At 55.8% G+C, this 17,398-nt stretch carries 13 protein-coding genes and 1 tRNA gene; 3 read left to right on the forward strand and 11 right to left on the reverse strand.

Annotated features, from left to right (window positions below):
- A partial coding sequence (locus tag AC1DJO_RS29500; RefSeq protein WP_477974092.1) for a B12-binding domain-containing radical SAM protein occupies window positions 1-785 on the reverse strand: 785 nt, incomplete at its 3' end.
- Between the two features lie 807 nt (window positions 786-1,592).
- Complete coding sequence (locus AC1DJO_RS29505) at window positions 1,593-3,677, reverse strand: sensor domain-containing protein (RefSeq protein WP_477974093.1); 2,085 nt, start codon at window positions 3,675-3,677, stop codon at window positions 1,593-1,595.
- Window positions 3,678-3,942: 265 nt separating this feature from the next.
- On the opposite strand from AC1DJO_RS29505, the gene AC1DJO_RS29510 reads away from it, so the two are divergent.
- Complete coding sequence (locus AC1DJO_RS29510; RefSeq protein ID WP_477974094.1) at window positions 3,943-4,968, forward strand: porin; 1,026 nt, start codon at window positions 3,943-3,945, stop codon at window positions 4,966-4,968.
- A gap of 6 nt (window positions 4,969-4,974) precedes the next feature.
- On the opposite strand, the gene AC1DJO_RS29515 is transcribed toward AC1DJO_RS29510, so the two are convergent.
- Window positions 4,975-5,051: transfer RNA gene (locus tag AC1DJO_RS29515), tRNA-Ile, on the reverse strand.
- A gap of 604 nt (window positions 5,052-5,655) precedes the next feature.
- On the opposite strand from AC1DJO_RS29515, the gene AC1DJO_RS29520 reads away from it, so the two are divergent.
- Both AC1DJO_RS29520 and AC1DJO_RS29525 read left to right on the forward strand, forming a co-directional pair.
- Complete coding sequence (locus tag AC1DJO_RS29520) at window positions 5,656-6,348, forward strand: DUF599 domain-containing protein (protein ID WP_477974095.1); 693 nt, start codon at window positions 5,656-5,658, stop codon at window positions 6,346-6,348.
- A 123-nt stretch (window positions 6,349-6,471) separates the two neighbouring features.
- Complete coding sequence (locus AC1DJO_RS29525) at window positions 6,472-6,870, forward strand: transcriptional regulator (protein WP_477974096.1); 399 nt, start codon at window positions 6,472-6,474, stop codon at window positions 6,868-6,870.
- Between the two features lie 207 nt (window positions 6,871-7,077).
- On the opposite strand, the gene AC1DJO_RS29530 is transcribed toward AC1DJO_RS29525, so the two are convergent.
- The 8 genes from AC1DJO_RS29530 to AC1DJO_RS29565 all read right to left on the reverse strand — a co-directional run.
- Window positions 7,078-8,484 carry a dihydrolipoyl dehydrogenase family protein gene (locus tag AC1DJO_RS29530; protein ID WP_477974097.1) on the reverse strand — a complete coding sequence of 469 codons (1,407 nt, stop codon included), beginning with the start codon at window positions 8,482-8,484 and terminating at the stop codon, window positions 7,078-7,080.
- A 69-nt stretch (window positions 8,485-8,553) separates the two neighbouring features.
- Window positions 8,554-9,513, reverse strand: coding sequence for an AEC family transporter (locus AC1DJO_RS29535; RefSeq protein WP_477974098.1), 960 nt, complete (start codon window positions 9,511-9,513; stop codon window positions 8,554-8,556).
- A complete protein-coding gene (gene cydB / locus AC1DJO_RS29540) occupies window positions 9,513-10,499 on the reverse strand; it encodes a cytochrome d ubiquinol oxidase subunit II (RefSeq protein ID WP_477974099.1) in 987 nt (328 codons plus the stop codon). The genes AC1DJO_RS29535 and cydB overlap by 1 nt, the downstream gene beginning before the upstream one ends.
- Window positions 10,496-11,905 carry a cytochrome ubiquinol oxidase subunit I gene (locus AC1DJO_RS29545; RefSeq protein ID WP_477974100.1) on the reverse strand — a complete coding sequence of 470 codons (1,410 nt, stop codon included), beginning with the start codon at window positions 11,903-11,905 and terminating at the stop codon, window positions 10,496-10,498. The genes cydB and AC1DJO_RS29545 overlap by 4 nt, the downstream gene beginning before the upstream one ends.
- A gap of 12 nt (window positions 11,906-11,917) precedes the next feature.
- Window positions 11,918-13,648: a ubiquinone-dependent pyruvate dehydrogenase gene (gene poxB / locus AC1DJO_RS29550; protein ID WP_477974101.1), complete on the reverse strand. Its 1,731-nt coding sequence runs from the start codon at window positions 13,646-13,648 to the stop codon at window positions 11,918-11,920.
- 145 nt (window positions 13,649-13,793) lie between these two features.
- Entirely contained in the window at window positions 13,794-15,425 is a 1,632-nt protein-coding gene (locus tag AC1DJO_RS29555; RefSeq protein ID WP_477974102.1) for an NAD-dependent malic enzyme, read from the reverse strand.
- Window positions 15,426-15,474: 49 nt separating this feature from the next.
- Entirely contained in the window at window positions 15,475-16,941 is a 1,467-nt protein-coding gene (gene fumC / locus AC1DJO_RS29560; RefSeq protein WP_477974103.1) for a class II fumarate hydratase, read from the reverse strand.
- A 337-nt stretch (window positions 16,942-17,278) separates the two neighbouring features.
- Window positions 17,279-17,398, reverse strand: a 120-nt coding sequence (locus AC1DJO_RS29565) for an integrase core domain-containing protein (protein ID WP_477974104.1), incomplete at its 5' end; no start/stop codon positions are given.

A 17,398-nucleotide genomic window follows, 5' to 3' on the forward strand; every position in this document is an offset into this window, starting at 1 on the left:
TCCCAATCGCGGTTGCGGGCGAAGTTGTCGTCGGTGATGAAGAATTTGTGGATGCCCTGCGCCCAGTTCATCCGGACGAGCTTCTCGATATCGTCGGCCGAGCGGAAACGCGACTTGCGGCCCTGGACATTGATGATGGTGCAGAAGGAGCACTGGTAGGGACAGCCGCGCCCTGCATCGAAGCTGCTGGAGAGGCCGAGCGTGTGCTGGATGTTTTCCTTGCGCAGGAAGGGCACGGGCGTGCCGCCGATGCCSGGCAGRTCGTTCATGAAATTGTAGACGGGTTCCAGCTGGCCATAGGCTGCGTCCTGCAGCACYTTGTCGAGGCGCCCTTCGGCTTCACCGGCAAACATCGAGATGCCCATCTCGCGGCAGGCGTCGAGCTCCACGGCCTTGCCGTCGAGCATCGACAGACAGCCGGAGACATGGAAGCCCCCCATCGACACAGGAATGCCGGCGGCGCGGAAGGGGCGGGCGATATCGAGGGCGCGGGGATACTGGTTGGACTGCACGCCGATGAGGCCGACCATGCCGAAATTGCCGTTGCGGGCAAGCAGTGACATGAGTTCGGGAATATTGACCCGGGTGTTGGTCTCGTCGATCACCTTGATATCGATGCCGACACCGGGGCCGAGCACCTCGCGCTCGCCGCAGTCGGCGGCGATGCCGTAAAGCGCGGCCAGCGAATTGGACGGGATCATCGCCCGCCACCAGCGGATCACGTAACCGTCGTCGTCGTAATGCGACGGCTTGATCAGAATTAGCTGGAAGGGAGGCCTCGACACTTACGTCCCCCATCAATGCGGTGGTCAGCGGTCTGCGAGACAGGCTATCTCTGATGGAACGCTAAGGGGACTAGACGAATGTATAGGTTCCAATGTCGGCAGTGCCGGAAGCCAGTTTATGTCTTCGGCCAACAGAACCCGCCTAGCGGATTGTGACAAGCGACGGCTCATTAGGTTCTATTGTATTAGCGGTCCACTCTTCGTCGGTTACATCCCGGCCAATGTACATGGCATGTAGAACGGATGAGTTGAGAAAGCCGCGATCTTCGAGTGCGATGCAGAGACGCCCGAAAGCACGCTTTTCGCGCTCTATTTCCCGAGCGATCAGCCAGAGCCGTGGGAGCGCTCCGAGCAGAGTGAGGACACCAATTCCGCTTTCCAACTCCGCTAAGTCTGACCCGGAGGCGATACGTGTGCGGCGCCAACCCGCGCGACCTGCTCCAAGAACCGCTTGTAAATAGAACTCTGGCTTAGCGATCGGTCGCTCAGTGCAACGATAATAGGTTGCGGCAGCCCATCCAGCGAGTGCGATGTCCTCTATTATTCGCCTCTGAATTGGTCGCGGGTCAACCAATGCCTTGGCGCCCTGTGCCTCATCCGAGGTGTACGAGATCCCAGGGAGAGAAACACCTCTTCGTTTAGCGATGATGTATCGGCCGACCTCATAGGCAACCCCGATACGTCTCTCGTACTTGCTATCGATATTCCGAAACATTGAGCTCCTTCGTGCGTACGAATAGCTTTAGGCATAACGCATTTGTCAGCGCACGGCGCAGACAAAAAGACCGGTATTTTCGGACGCCGAAATCACTGCCTCAAGAGACTTTCGACAGCCTCAGCGCTTGCGGGTCGCGCGAAAAGGTAGCCTTGGAACGTGTCGCAGCCCGCTTGCGAGAGGAATGCTGCCTGTTCCTCCGTTTCGACGCCTTCTGCGACGACCTCCAAGTCCAACGACTTTGCCAGTGAAACGATCGCACTAACGATTGCCTTGTCCTCGGAGTCTTGCACGATGTCCTGGATGAAGGAGCGATCGATCTTCAGTCGTGTCAGCGGAAATTTTTTTAGCGTGCTGAGGCTGGAGTAGCCGGTGCCGAAATCGTCGATCGAAAGGGAAACGCCGAGCTCGGTCAACCCGTTCATTTTTGCGATTGCGCCCTCGACATCCTGCATGATCATACTTTCCGTGATTTCGATCTCGAGCCAGCTTGGATCCAGTTCAGCTGCCGCCAACGCGTCCGCGACTTTGGAAACGGCATTCGCATCGCGAAACTGGCGAGCGGACATATTGACCGCCACTGTGAGAGGCCCGAAACCTGCCTCTTGCCACGCCTTCGCCTGATGACAGGCCTTTCGGAGAACACTGTCGCCGATCGCTTGTATCAGGCCTGTCTCTTCGGCAAGCGGGATGAAGTCCCCGGGAAATACCAATCCCTTTTTCGGATGGTTCCATCGCACCAGCGCCTCAACTCCAGCGACAGCGCCCGATGATACGTTGCGCTGTGGTTGATAGTGGACGACAAATTCGTCGTTTTCGATGGCCCTCCGAAGCTGCTCGATACACCTCAGTTTTTGCCGCGCGTCATCAGCCATTGAGGGGGTGAAGATCTGAATTCCATCGCGACCTCTCTCTTTGACGCGATAAAGCGCCATGTCTGCGTTGGCGAACAGCTCCGGTGCGGTGTCGCCATGCTTGGCGAAGCACGCTACTCCAACGCTGCAGGTGACGTGCAAATCCATCCCAGATAACATCAGCGGCACAGAAACGGTGCCCTTTATGGCACGCAAGCGCTCGTTCATCGGCTGATCCTTGCCGGTGAGTACGACGATGAACTCATCTCCACCGATCCTGGCAACCAACCCGTCCTTGCCGACTTCGTCAGCGATCCTTTTTCCAATGATCTTAAGGAGTTCGTCACCAGCGCCATGGCCCAAGCTGTCGTTAACAAGCTTGAAGTGGTCGAGGTCAACAAAGGCGACTGCTACCGCCTCCCGTTCAAGCGCGGCCGCCTTCAGGATGGCCCCGAGCTTCTTGTCCAGGGCCGTCCTGTTCAGCAAGCCGGTGAGAGGGTCATGCTCCGCGAGATACGAAATCCGCTTCGCATCCTCATGCCGATCTATCGCAATACCAATTGTCTGGCCGACACCACTCAGAAACTCAAGAAAGCTGAGGTCATCGCCGTCGACGGCCTCCACAGCAAGAATACCATGTACGACATCACGCATGCGCGAGGGCAGCGGGATTTCGTGACAGCGTCGCGAGGTTCTCGGTGTCTTCTCTCCGACGAGTTCGAGAGCGATAGCCCGACCGGGAAAAAGTTCGTCCAAGGTGCTGAGCGCTTTCCTGAAGAACTTCTTTAGCTTAGTACCCCGTGCGACATCCTGCAGGATACTCGCTTGCGCCTGCATGAGGATCTCGGAACGCTTTCGCGCTGTGATGTCTCGCGAGGCGCCAACGACGCCTACGATTTCTCCGGCCCGATCCTTTAGAGGAACGGCAGACATCATAAGCCACCCTTCGCCCTTTATGCGCCTCTCCTCAATACCAAGGTTCGGAAGTCCCGTCTCGATAACGTGTCTTTCGAAGGCTGCGATGCCGTCGGCGGCTTCCTTCGTATGAATGTCGGCTTCGGTGAGGCCAATAATCTGGTTAACGCTCGAAAACCCGTTGTTCTCGACGATTGCTTTGTTTGCGTAAAGAAAACGACCCTCCAGATCCTTCACAAAGATGAAGTCTGGGACGTGATTGATAAGCGCTTCAAGACGCTCGTATCGCTCTGCCAAGCCCGCGTGCTCGCGCCGTACGAATTCAAGCATGCGGGTGAGGCCTACTACGGTGACCGGCTCAAGTTCGTTGTCGGTGTTCATTTCAGAAACTTTGGCCACCTGTTGCATCTGCGATCTCCTTAGGTGTCGCGACCTTATTGAGAACCCGTTATTCAACCATGAAGAGCGTGCGCCCGCTTGATGAATTTGGATACCCAAAATTTGGGGGAGGAACTAAGAGAACAGCGTCATCGCGCAGCGTGGGCTTTCCAATTTTGTAGCAGATCCATGACAGGCTGAAGTCAGTAAGGCCTATCCATCCGTATAGGTTTCTGCCCATCTGCGTGCGGCTACTTTGCGCTCCAAAGTTCTAGTTCATAGAATGGAGCCTAAATTGATCAGGGTAGCCATGCTCGCCATTTTATCTGCTGCTGGTGGGGTCAGTACCGCATCTCCTGCAGAGTCTCTCGTCGTATCCGAGCCCGGGTCGGCGGAGTACGTTCGGGCATGCGACGAATACGGGAAAGGATACTTCTTTATTCCAGGCACCGAGACCTGTCTCTCGATCGGCGGATACCTGCGTTTCGAAACGCGATTTGGAGACGGAGTTGCCGGCGTCCACCATGAGGATTGGAGCTTCTTCACACGAGCACAGCTTACCACTGCTGCGAAAAGCGATACTGAGCTGGGGACGCTCACAAGCCAAATCACCCTAAGAACTAATATCGACGACGATCCGAACAGTTCCCCATTTATCCATGAGGCATTTATCGATATCGCGGGATTTCGCGTGGGTAAGCAATACACTTGGTGGGACAACGACCGCAGCATGAGCGGGGAGACGGATGTCGTCTCCAGCAACATGACGGTTCTCAATGCGATCCGATACTTTTATGAAAATCCGGACTTCAGTGTCGGGTTGCAGTTAGACGAGCTTGCGGGCTCCTATGCTGTAGAATCCGGTACTTTGGACTCGAATAATTTGGGAATAGAAGCTCAGATCTACGGGAAGGCTGGCGTATTCAGCGGATACCTGTTGGCAAGCTACGATGTCGATCAACAGGACGTCGCCTTAAGGGCTATTGTGTATGCCGAACTGGGCTCCGGGCAACTCGGAATTTACGGTCTCTGGGCCTCGGGCGCGAACTATTACTACGAGGCGTCGGAGTGGTCTGTTGGCGCACAATATGCCTGGAAAGTGAACAGCAAACTGACGTTGACGCCTGGCGTTCAGTATCTGGAAAATATCGCGCTGGATCCGAGCGGCGATTTTTCGGGAGGCGATGAGTGGCGGGCGGGTCTGACCATTGATTACAAAATTGTCGCGGATCTGGCCGCGAAGCTCAGTGTCCAGTACGTCGATGCGGACATTGCCACCGATGGTCTGCAAGGCTTCTTACGATTGCAGCGAAATTTTTAGCGGGCGTGGTAGGTCCGGCAGGACTTGAACCTGCAACCAATCGGTTATGAGCCGACGGCTCTAACCAATTGAGCTACAGACCCGCACGGGCCATCTCTAAAGTCAAAGGCGGACGAACACAACAACGTATTGTTGGCAGCCAACGCTACAGCGAATTCGGGTGTGCATGCGTCCTGATAGTGGGGAGCCCGACCAAAGAGGGGTGATGCGGGCTCCCATGCTCAATGAGCAGCTCATTTATAGCTGGCCAGAATGCTCTCATCTGCTCCCCTGATCTGGGGGACGGCACATTTGGCAGGTCAGCCACTTCTCTCCAGGTGCTCCGAGCGATCTGGGGGAAGCTTCGATATGAGCTTCATTACCGCCACGCAGTTCATGTTGGTAAGCTCGTGCAGTTGCCCATTTCTGAACGCAACAACCATCCTCGAGCCGGTTGGATCGAAGTGAAGGGCCGCAATTTTGCGTGTATGTACGGGGAACATCAGCATTGTAGAATTGAAGCAATTTCGCGCCGTAACACAATCGAAATCTTATGACATTTCAAGCGTTGGTTAATGGGGTCGCCCAGCCATTGATCCTGAATGGAGTCCTTGCTACGAGCGAGCTTGTTTTGTGGTAGAGACGACGATGGCGGAATGCCTCCTTTAGGACGCGTGGCGCTTGGATGTGTGTGCTCCCGGAGGATTAATGGGTACCCTGAACATTGCTGCACTGGTGGTCTTCATCGTCGCGTGGGTAGCTTTGGAACCACTGTTGGCCCGAGGTTGGCCGCGTCCAAGCGATAGCCTGTCCGTCGACATGGTTCGCGTTCGCACGGCTTGGATGCGTGAAACGCTGACCCGGGACAACAACTTCATCGGCGACGCAGCCATTATTGGGCACACCATCAATTCGGCCTCATTTTTTGGCTCAGCAAACCTGATCGTCATCATCGGGCTGGGCGGTGCGTTATTTATGACGCCGGATTACGGTGGCGGGAACGGCCTAATAGCGATGTTTGCAGCTGCGGACCCGGTATGGCTGTTCCAGAGCAAAGTGTTGCTTGTCATCGCAACGCTACTTCGTGGGCTGTCCGATTTCATATGGGCGGTGCGGCAGTTGAATTATTGCTTGGGCGCGATCGGTGCAAGTCCAGCGAGGCAAGAGGAGCGCGACATCGACGCGTGGACCAACGCTCTCACTATGGTGTTGAACCCGGCTCTCCGATCCTTCAGCGTTGGTGTTCGGTCGTATTACTTTACGGTGGCAGCTGCCTTTTGGTTTCTTGGCCCAATCGCTTTCTTGCTCGCCACAGCTTTCGGAGTTGGCCTTCTAGTCTGGCGTCAGTCTTGGTCTGACACCGCTAAGGGCATTATGGCCATAAGGAAGCTTCTCGATTGAGGCGGCCTTGGACACCCTGCCGGGCGGGTGTGAGTGTGCCGGGCACTGTATTCGCACAATTAATCGAGTTGACAGAACAACTTCCTGAGTAAACAACACAGGTGTTAATCAGGGGAGAGTTTTATGCCAGACGAAATTGAGACACCAACAGCGCCGCAAACTATTGCCGTCGCTGAGCCAAGGAAACAACGTAAGCCGCGTACCCCGAGAACTGCGGCAGCATCGGCGCCAACCGAAGCCGCTGTCGCTCAGAAGAAGACCCGTCGCAAACGTGGTGAAGCCGCAGCGATCGTCGCTGCAACATCTTCTGCCTCCACCAGGGGCAAGTCGGGAGCTGGCGCAAAGGTTCCCGGCAAGCGCGGCCCCAGGAAGGCATCTGCGGCTGCACCGTCTAACGCTGTCAGCGGCGACGATTTTGCCGATCTCATGCAGCTCGAGACCGAAAACCAAAAGCTTCGTAAGGAGCTTGCTGAAAAGCTTCGCGCTGAAAATGCGGACCTCCGGAAGCGCCTTGGGAAGTAAAGCTTAGGTTGTCTTCAATAAAACAAGGGCATCGGGATCGCTAGCACCAGCCCGGTGTCCTTTTCTGTCTTAGGTCTCGGTAACGATGAGCGCTACAGCGACGTCGGCGAACCGCTGAGCTCCAGACCCCAACTTTCCAATATCCCTGCGCCGAGCCGACGCAATCGACAATATCGGCGGGCAGGGGGCGAGGTCGGTTCACGGTGTCTACTTAACGTTAGCAAACAGCATGTTCAGACCTTCTGATATCGTCGGATGAGCGAATATTGCATCCCGGAGCGCGGTGTATGGCAGGTCTCCCAGCATCGCAACTTGCACTAAGCTCATGACGTCTCCAGCGTTCTCTCCAACCATCTGAAAGCCAAGGATTCGTTCGGTCTGTCTGGAGATGATCGCTTGCATAAAGCCCTTTCGTCGAGAGAGTGTCCTCGCCCTGGGAATCACGTCCATCGGCAGCATGGCGGTCTTATAGTCTAAACCCGCTGCATCCGCCTCGCGGATATTGAGGCCGACACGTGCGAATTCCGGATCTGTGAAAACACAATACGGAATTGTTCGCCCGACCGTATTCCGGCCGTGGGTACCATTTAGCTGCGACGATACAACACGATAATCGTCAAGTGATGCATGAGTGAACATCGGTGTACCGGCCACTTCACCAAGGGCCCAAGTGCGCTCCGCCGACGTGCGAAGCAGATCGTCGACCTCTATATAGCCCTCAGAATTTATACGGACGTTTGCTAAATCCAAGCCAATTCCTTCAGTGCGGGGTTGACGCCCCATAGCAACAAGGATGTGCGTTCCGTGAATGTTTTGCCCGTTCGAAAGCCTCACGGACACGGCATGGCCAGAGTGGCCCGACACAGAAGTGATCTCGGCATCCATTAGGACATCTATACCCTCGGATTGTAGTATCGAGGCGATCGCTTCGCTTACAGATGTGTCTTCTCGGGCAGCTAGCTTCGGCCCCCGCTCAACGACAACAACATGAGCGCCTAGCCTTCGAAAGGCCTGCGCAAATTCAATACCTATAAAGCCGCCTCCGAGCACCACGAGACGCTCCGGAAGAACGCCGAGTTTTAAAGCCTCTACGTGCGTGAGGGGATTTGCGTCTGAGAGCCCCTGGATGGCCGGCAATCTCGCTACTGTGCCGAGATTTATGAAAACATGGTCACCACGAAGAACTCGCTTGACACCGTCCTCGCCTTCAACCTCTATGCGGCGCGGCCCCGTGAACCGACCATGCCCGATAACGAGGTCGAGGCCGCTAGCATCGAACGCAGCTTGGTTTGTGGCGACCATCTCGGCCACGACAGACGCGGTTCTGCTGCTTACATCACGTAGATCTGTTCGAATATTTTCCGATCGAGTTCCATAGAAGTCGGTGAGATGGGCCTCATGTGCAACGCTTGCGCTGCGAATGAGAGCTTTACTGGGGATGCAAGCAACATTTATGCAAGATCCACCTATCATGCCTTGCTCGACAACCGCGGCTCGACGCCCCTTGCGTGCTTGTTCCATCGCGAGGGTCTTTCCGGCCTTGCCTCCTCCAAAAACTAATATGTCGAAATGGTCCTCGTAGACATCGGGCGTTGAGTGTTCATCTTCAATCAATTCTCGTCTCCGGCTTCCATGTTTCACTTGAAGAGGGCGCTCGAGGTGTTTTCGACCACGTCTATCTCTTTAATGCTTGACAGGTGATGTTACCGCTAGGGAAACGGCTACTCCCGCCGCGATCGTGAAAATGCTCACTATTGCACTCACCAAGGTGCTGCCGGCGGCGCTCTCTCGGTAGATATTGCGAGAAACTGCGATAGCTGAGACCTCAGTTGCGGTTGGCAAGACGCCCAGGAGGAACGTCTGGGCCAAAAGTCCGCCGCGCAGCCCTAAGGCATACGCCGCAACGAAAATGACAATGGGTTGAAGCACGTTCTTCACAAGCACGTTGAAAACGATTTCCGCGTTAAGGTGTAATGAGATCCCCGAAAGCGTCAGCCCGAGCGCAAAAAGCGCTGTTCCCCCTGCAGCTGTTCCAATTTCGTTTGCTGCATCTATCGCCAAAACCGGAAGATCAAATCCTGTTGTCGCCAGACAGGCGCCTGCGATAGGCAAGAAGACAAGCGGTTGCTTAACGGCGTTCCACACGGCTTCTCTTACCCCGATCTTGTGCTCCTCGTCTGTGGCAGATCTAGCAAGGATGATCAGCGATATAGGGACGATGATCAAGGTGACGACCAGATTTCCGGATACGACCATGAGCAGCGCCGATGTCCCCACCGAAGCGAGAAGCACTGGCGGGCCGCAGTACGCAATGTTGGGGAAGGAGCAAGCGAGAGCTTGGAGTGCGCTGTCGGCCTCGCCGTGAGCGAAGAGGCGATGGCCCGCGATCCACCCAATCAGGAACGTCAGACCGAAGCCCACTAGTAACGCGAGCAGGATGCGGACGTTAAAAATATCGGCTGGATTGGCTTTTGCCGCGGCAAGGAACAAGGCGATCGGCAACGCAAAAAGCACGACAAACCGCGCCATCGCTCTAGCGTATTCTACAGGCATCATCTTCAGCTTTCCTGCAAGCCAGCCGAGAAAGATGCAGAAGATGATCGGCGCTAGCGCGTGCGCGATCGTGACGGTTATGTTCTGCATCAGTAATGCTCCTGTTCGGGCGACACTTTGCCCTTGAATACAAAGTAGACGACGAGTGTGTAGATCAGCGTGATTGGCAGCACGAAAACGCCTGCTCCCCAAAACATGAAGGCAAGACTCGAGTGAGGTGCGGCAGCCGCTTCGACCGTGACAGACGGCGGGATCATGTATGGATAAAAGGATACTGCCAGCGTTCCGAACGCTGCTGCGAAAATCGCGACGGATGCGATGAAGGGCAACAGTTCAATGCGTTTCCGGATCGCTATCACCAGGGCCGAGCAGGCGATAACCCCAATGACTGGGAAAACGAATATCACCGGTCTGTCGTGCCATGTGTTCATGAGGTGAAGGTCAAGTTTGATCGCTCCAAATAGGGCGATTGCCAGGAAAGCGAGCACGCCGACCAAAAGGATAGGCAGCATGCGATAGGCAAAACGCTGGACGTCTTCCTCAGTTTTGCGCGTAAGCCAGCTGGCGCCAAGCAGCATGTATCCAATACAGAGACCGATACCGCACAAGATGGAGTAGGGCGACAACCAGGAAAAAGGCCCGCCTGCGTAGTGGTCTCCCGTGACCTCAAGACCTTGGACTAGGGCTCCGACGGTCGCTCCTTGGATAAAGGCTGCCAAGAATGATCCGCCTGAGAAGGCTACGTCCCAGACAGGTCGCAACGGGCCGCTCCGCGCCCGGAACTCGAATGCAACGCCGCGGAAAATCAGCGCGATGAGCATTACAATGAGGGGCAGATAGAAGGCCGAAAGGAGGATAGAATAGGTCAACGGAAAGGTGCCGAAGAGAATCGTGGCGTTGAGGACCAACCATGTTTCGTTACCGTCCCAGACGGGCGCGATGGCGGAGATCATATGGCGCCGACTGCTTTCACTACGGTCAAAGGCGAACAGCATCCCTACGCCGAGATCGAAGCCATCCAATGCGACGTACAGGAAGATTGTAAGAGCGAGAACAGCAACCCAAAATTCGATCACGGGAGCTCCTCCTGCGATGCCGAGAGTGCTGCGTCTTGTGTTTCGGACAGTGGCCGCTTTGGGTTCCGGACGACAGTGTTAGGGGCGAGACCTTCGATCGGCCCGCGTTTCAACAAGACGTAAATGTAAAGAGAGCCGAAGAAGAAGATGATGCTGTAGACGACAACGAAAAGCGTCAGCGTGAAAGCAACCTGAGCCCTCTCAAGAAACGGCGTTGCGGCTTCCGACGTACGGAGTAGGCCGTAAACCGTCCAAGGCTGCCTACCTACTTCTGCCGTGAACCAGCCCGTCAGCGTCGCTATAAATCCCAAGGGGAAGCTACAGAAGGTGGCCCAGAGCAGCCAGCGCTGGCGCTCAATGCGTCCAGTCCACGCATAAGCACCCCCCACCCAAGCGAGGAAGAGCATCAGTAAACCGCATCCGACCATTATCCTGAAAGCGAAAAACGGGATCAAGACCGGCGGTCGATCCTCCTTAGCAAAGCTTTTCAGTCCGACCTCTTTGGAGGTGAGGCTCAGGGAACCAATAAGGCTTCCGAGATAAGGAATTCCTATCTGGTAATTGTTTCGTTCGTTCTCCTCGTCGGGCCAGGCGATGATGACTTCCGTTGCCGGCTGTTCATCGTCCCAACGCCCTTCAATTGCGGCGAACTTGGCAGGCTGTTTATCGTGGACGTAGTCTCCGGTCAGGTGACCGAACCCAATCTGGATGGGGACAAGAATTGCAGCCATCCCAAGGCCAGTCCGAAGCATTACCCCTGCTTCAGATCTGAAGCGGCCGCGCAGCAAATGCCATGCCCCAGTTGCCGCCACGCAAAATGCCGAAGTGACATAAGCCGCTAGCAGCATGTGCGGGAAACGTACCCAGACCACCGGGCTGAAAATTATCGCAAACCAATCTGTCGGCTCGTAAACGCCGTTCGCGTTAATCACATAGCCGACGGGCCACTGCATCCAGCTGTTGTTCACCATGATCCAGAACGACGACATCGTTGTGCCAAGGGCGACCATGACGCAGCCGAATAGATAAAAGGCGGGCGACACCCGGCCTCGGCCGAACATCAACACTCCGAAGAATGAGGCTTCAAGGGCGAACGCGGTGAAGCTTTCATATCCGAGCAGCGGTCCCTGAATGGAGCCAGTTCGCCGTGAGAGTTCACTCCAGTTCGTTCCAAACTGGAAAGCCATAACAATGCCGGAGACAACACCCAGACCAAACGCGATAGCAAACACGCGGAGCCAGAACTGGAAAAGCCGCCGGTAAACGGGGAGCCCTGTCCACATCGACCGGGCCTCCAGGAAACACAGATATGCGGCTAGTCCGATTGTGAATGCAGGAAAAATGATGTGGAACGACACCGTCGCGGCAAACTGTATCCTGGAAAGGAGCAGGGCGGTGATTTCCATTCCGATCTCCTGTCAGCGACGCAGGAAGTTGGATACGGTGAGATCGACAAGCTGATCCCCTCGGCCGTTCATGACGGCTTTAAGCGCCCATACGCCGAAACCCATAACCTGCGCAGCCTCGACCTTTGGAGGCATGGACAATTCCTCGGTGTTCGTGACGACGTCGAGAAGTGCAGGTCCGTTGTGAGAGAGGATGTCCTGCAGCGCAGTCTCGAGCAGGCCCGGATCTTCAACGCGAATGGCGTGAACCCCGGCTGCCCTTGCGACTGCAGCGAAGTCCGGATTCTTGAGATCCACACCCGTCTCAAGCAGGCCGCCCGCTTTCATTTCCAAGGCTACAAAGCCAAGGACAGAGTTGTTGAAGATTATCACCTTCACAGGAAGGCCTTGCTGCACAAGGGTCAGAAAATCGCCCATCATCATGGAAAACCCACCGTCACCGGATAGACTGATGACCTGCCGCCCGGGGAACGCCGCCTGAGCGCCAATCGCCTGAGGCAGCGCATTTGCCATTGACCCGTGGACAAGAGAGCCGATCAAGCGGCGACGCCCGTTCATCTTGAGATAGCGAGCGGCCCAAACCGTGGGGGTGCCTACGTCGAAAGTGAAAACTGCATCATCCTTGGCGATGTCGCTAACCAGCTTTGCGAGATACTGAGGGTGGATTGGCTTGCGGCCTGGCGTACCAGTTGCTAGCTCATCCAGTCCTTCGCGTGCCTTCTCATAGTTTTTCAGGCTGTCTATCAGGTGAGAGGTGTCTGTCTTATCTTCAAGCTTGGGTAGAAGTGCAGCAACGCTCGCCTTCACATCCCCAACCAAGCCGATGTCGAGTGGTGCACGTCGGCCAAGGTTCTCGGGACGGAGGTCGATCTGGGCGATCTTCGCATCTGTTGGATAGAACTGGCGATAAGGAAAGTCCGTCCCCAGCATCAGCAGTGTGTCGCATGACAGCATGGCTGTATAGCCTGAGGAAAACCCGATAAGGCCTGTCATACCTACGTCGTAGGGATTGTCGTACTCAACGTATTCCTTGCCGCCCAGCGCATGGACGATAGGCGCTTTCAAGCGCTCAGCGAGTGAAAGCACCTCGCTGTGAGCTCCCTTGCAACCGCGACCGCAAAGTATGGTTGTGCGCTCGCTGTTCGAGAGGAGTGTCGCGAGCTTGTCTAGGTCAGCATCAGTAGGGACGACAACAGGTTCGGGAACCTTGATACCCAGGGGCTTAGAAATGGATGCTTCGTAGTTGGCGAGAGCTATATCTCCGGGGATCACGACAACAGCGACGCCGCGTTTCCCGGTCGCCGCCCGGATAGCCGACTCGAGAATGCCTGGGAGTTGCGAAGGGTTTGACACCAGCTCGCAATAATGGCTGCACTCCCTGAAAAGCTGGTCCGGATGCGTTTCCTGGAAGTAGCCTCGACCAATCTCGACTGACGGGACCTGGGCGGCAATTGCCAATACCGGTACACGCGATCGATGTGCGTCGAACAATCCATTGATCAAGTGCAAATTGCCGGGGCCGCAACTTCCCGCGCACACAGCGAGTTCACCGGTCAGATGGGCCTCCGCACCTGCTGCGAAGGCGGCTGTTTCTTCATGGCGCACGTGCACCCATTCGATGTCGCCCCTACGGCGCAACGACTCCGTCATTCCGTTGAGGCTGTCACCAACGACGCCGTAGATGCGCCGGACACCGACTGAATGAAGGACTTCGGTGATAATGTCGGCCGCTTTCTGCGCCATAACCTGTTCCTTTTTTGAGATGTGATCGTTGGACTGCTTCGCCTAAATGTCGGGAGGTCGCAGTGCGAAGCCGAGCTCGAGGATGATGTAAATCCCATTCAGGCTTCAGTCGTTAGGACCAAGGGGCCGAGGCTCTTTCTTCCCGTCAAAGCGGTTGCACATACGCGGCCTTGTAAGCCTTTTCGGCAATGAGCTCTCTGACGCTGGGTGGCCGGGGAACATTGGCCAGCCCTTGCTCGAAGATGAATTCCGCGATCATTTCCGCAACATGAAGCGACGCTTCTAGGATCTTGCTTTGAGGCGGATAGATCAAACCGACGTCTAGGCTGCCCTGGTCAACTTGTTCGGCAACTGCTTTCGCGGCGACAATGAACATTGCATCGGTAACGCGTTTGGCTTCCGTAGCAAACACTGCCATACCCATTGCCGGAAAGATGTAGACGTTATTACCTTGGCCAGGCACGAAGCGGCGGCCTTCAAAAGAAAGCGGCGGGAACGGGCTTCCGCTTGCAAAAACAGCCCTCCCATCTGACCAAGTGTAAGCTTCCTCCGCCGTGCATTCGGAGCGGGAAGTTGGGTTCGAGTAAGGGAATATGATGGGTCGCTCATTTATCTCGGCCATCACTTCAATGACCTTCTGATTAAAGAGCTTCGGCACTGTGCTAACCCCCACAATTCCGGTGGGCTTGAGTGACCTGATCGCTTCTGCGAAGTCGGATATCGGCTGGTGATCGACGACAAAGGGCCTCTGGAAGTCTTTGACGTCCCGCGAGCTGTCAAGCAGACCGTTAACGTCGAACAGGAGATTCCGCCGTCGCGCATCGGTGATGGGCAGTCCCTCCATCGCCATTGCCTGTGAGATCAGCTCCGCTATTCCGGTTGCGGCCGAACCCGCTCCCAGGAACAGGAACCTCTGATCGGTCAGCTTTCCTCCTGTGATCCGCAATGCGGCGTAAATCCCCGCGAGTGCGACTGAAGCTGTTCCTTGGATGTCGTCATTATAGGTACAGATCCGGTCACGATATTTGGCGAGTATCGGCACTGCGTTAATGTTCGCGAAGTCCTCCCATTGTACGCAGCACAGTGGGAATAGCTCTTCGACAGCTTCGACAAACTCTTCGATGAAAGCGTCATATTCCGGCCCACGTACGCGCTCTTGGCGGAGGCCAAGATAGAGGGGGTCTTCGACCAGCGCCGAGTTGTTCGTACCCACGTCCAGTGTGATCGGCAGGCAGACCTGGGGAGGAACTCCTGCGCACGCAGTGTAAAGCGCAAGCTTGCCAATCGGGATACCCATACCGCCGACGCCAAGATCCCCAAGACCTAAGATGCGCTCGCCATCCGTCACGACGATGAAGCGGACGTCCTTTGCAGGCCAGTTTGCGATCAGTTCTTTAAGGCGGCCTTTGGCCGTGATTGGTAAATACAATCCTCTCGCCGAATGAAATATGTGATCGAATTTCTGGCAGGCTTCACCCACCGTGGGAGTGTAGACGATCGGCATGAACGATGCAGGATCGGACATGAGGACGGCATAATAGAGTGTCTGATTTCGGACCTGAAGGTCAGAAAGAAGAAGGTACTTTTGCAGGTCGTTATCGAGGATCGAGAGCTGCGCGTGAATTCTCGCGACCTGCATATCGAGGGACGTCGGAACGGGCGGCAGGAGGCCCTCGAGCCCGAACGTCTCGCGCTCGCTCTCAGAGAACGCGGTTCCCTTATTGATCGTCGGATTGCGCAGAAGCGCGTATCCGCGTGACATAACCTCTGAAGTCATGGTTCTAAGCTCCTAATCTAGCGTTGGATCGACGAGAACGTGAAGTTCATCAACCCGAGGCGACATAGGGGGAGGTCATCCTCTTTGGATCGACGATCCGATCGAAATCTTCCCCGCTCACGAACTGTAGTTCGAGGGCGGCCTCTTTGAGCGAGAGGTCTCTCTCATGAGCGTGATGTGCAATTTGGGAGGCCTTGTCGTAGCCGATGACGGGTGCGAGCGCGGTTACAAGCATCAGCGAACGCTCCACATAGTGGGCGATACGCTTCCTGTCAGGCTCAGTGCCTTCGACCAGAAACCTGCGGAAGTTCGTGCATCCGTCTCGCAGCAGCGTTGCCGAACTGATGATGTTATGGATGATGAGCGGCTTGTAGACATTCATTTCCAGATAGCCCGCTGCGCCGCCGAAGCCTACTGCAACGTCATTGGCCATCACTTGTATCGCGAGCATCGTTAGGGCTTCGGCTTGGGTGGGATTTACCTTGCCTGGCATAATCGACGACCCTGGCTCGTTCTCCGGGATGATAAGTTCTGCGAACCCTGCTCGGGGGCCGCACGCCAACAAGCGTATATCGTTGCCAATTTTAAACAGAGACACCGCCAGGACGCGCAGTGCTCCTGACAGTCCTACGAGAGCGTCGTGTGACCCTTGTACTGCGAACTTATTTGGCGCCGTTTCAAAGGGCAGTGCAGTGGACGAGGCTATTTCCTCAGCGACAGCCTCTGCGAACCCCGGTGCGGCGTTTATCCCGGTGCCCACTGCGGTTCCACCGAGAGCAAGACGGTAAACAGGACCAAGTGCCCCCTCAACACGTTCAATGCCATCTCGCAGCATCGCGGCGTATCCAGACCATTCCTGGCCAAGCGTCAGGGGGGTAGCGTCCTGCATATGCGTTCGGCCAATCTTGACGATGTCTTCCCACTCGGCCGCCTTGGCGGAAATGGAGTCAGCTAGTGCACCTACCGCCGGAATCACTCCAGATTTCACGGCGATCGCCGCGGCGATGTTCATCGCCGTAGGAAAGCTGTCATTAGATGACTGTGACATGTTCACATGATCATTCGGATGCACCGGCGTCTTACTGCCGAGTTCCATGCCGGCGATCTGGCTGCAACGATTCGCAATGACCTCGTTGACATTCATGTTGAACTGGGTGCCACTGCCGGTCATCCACACATGCAGCGGGAACATATCCCGATGTTTGGCATCGAGCAGTTCATCGCAGACCTCGACGATCAGGTCTTTGAGATCGGCCTGTAGTCGTCCGGCTTTAGCGTTGGTTATCGCTGCGGCCCTTTTGATCACTGCGTACGAGCTGATCATCTCGCGTGGCATAAGGTCCACCCCTATGCTGAAGTGCTCTAGCGAGCGCTGTGTCTGAGGTCCCCAGAGCCTGTCAGCGGGTATCTCTACCGGACCCATGCTGTCGTGCTCGACCCGCAATTCACCCTTCTCGCGAGTTGGGGAAGGTTTCGCGAGGATGGTATCCTCAGCCTGGCGATGCCGGTCAGTCATTCCGCCCCCGATTGCTTTCAATCTTAACACGGCTGCTGGTAGGCATCCCGTGATCCTGTGTTGCTAGCTGAAGGTTTCACTGCAACTCATTGGAGGGCCACCTATACGAATGTATGGTTTGATGGCAGGGAGTGAGGTGGCACTCTTTCTTATATCGAGATGCGTGGCCGACCTGTTCAAAAGCAGGGAGTTTCTATTGCCCGATATAACGGTTGAAGATCGTGGTATCGACGGACGGTCGCTGCAAACGCAGGTAAGCACGGGGGCCGTAGTTCGTCGGGTCCTAGTCGACGCGACTTCGGTTTACCTGGAGTTGCCCCATAAAAACCGGACAGGATCAGATTTCTGTTTGACGGTCTAAGAACTCGCGCGGTGAGCGATATCCCAAAGCTTTATGCGGGTGAAGCGTGTTGTAGTGCTCGAACCACAATGGCAGTTGGGCGATGACAGTTTTAGC

The organism is Rhizobium sp. 05N430 (genome assembly GCF_056396985.1).

Bases quoted from the DNA above. Each gene is read 5' to 3' on its own strand.
- AC1DJO_RS29505 (WP_477974093.1), bottom strand. From the start codon at position 3,677: ATGCAACAGGTGGCCAAAGTTTCTGAAATGAACACCGACAACGAACTT.
- AC1DJO_RS29520 (WP_477974095.1), top strand. From the start codon at position 5,656: ATGGGTACCCTGAACATTGCTGCACTGGTGGTCTTCATCGTCGCGTGG.
- AC1DJO_RS29525 (WP_477974096.1), top strand. From the start codon at position 6,472: ATGCCAGACGAAATTGAGACACCAACAGCGCCGCAAACTATTGCCGTC.
- AC1DJO_RS29535 (WP_477974098.1), bottom strand. From the start codon at position 9,513: ATGCAGAACATAACCGTCACGATCGCGCACGCGCTAGCGCCGATCATC.
- AC1DJO_RS29545 (WP_477974100.1), bottom strand. From the start codon at position 11,905: ATGGAAATCACCGCCCTGCTCCTTTCCAGGATACAGTTTGCCGCGACG.
- poxB (WP_477974101.1), bottom strand. From the start codon at position 13,648: ATGGCGCAGAAAGCGGCCGACATTATCACCGAAGTCCTTCATTCAGTC.
- AC1DJO_RS29555 (WP_477974102.1), bottom strand. From the start codon at position 15,425: ATGACTTCAGAGGTTATGTCACGCGGATACGCGCTTCTGCGCAATCCG.
- fumC (WP_477974103.1), bottom strand. From the start codon at position 16,941: ATGACTGACCGGCATCGCCAGGCTGAGGATACCATCCTCGCGAAACCT.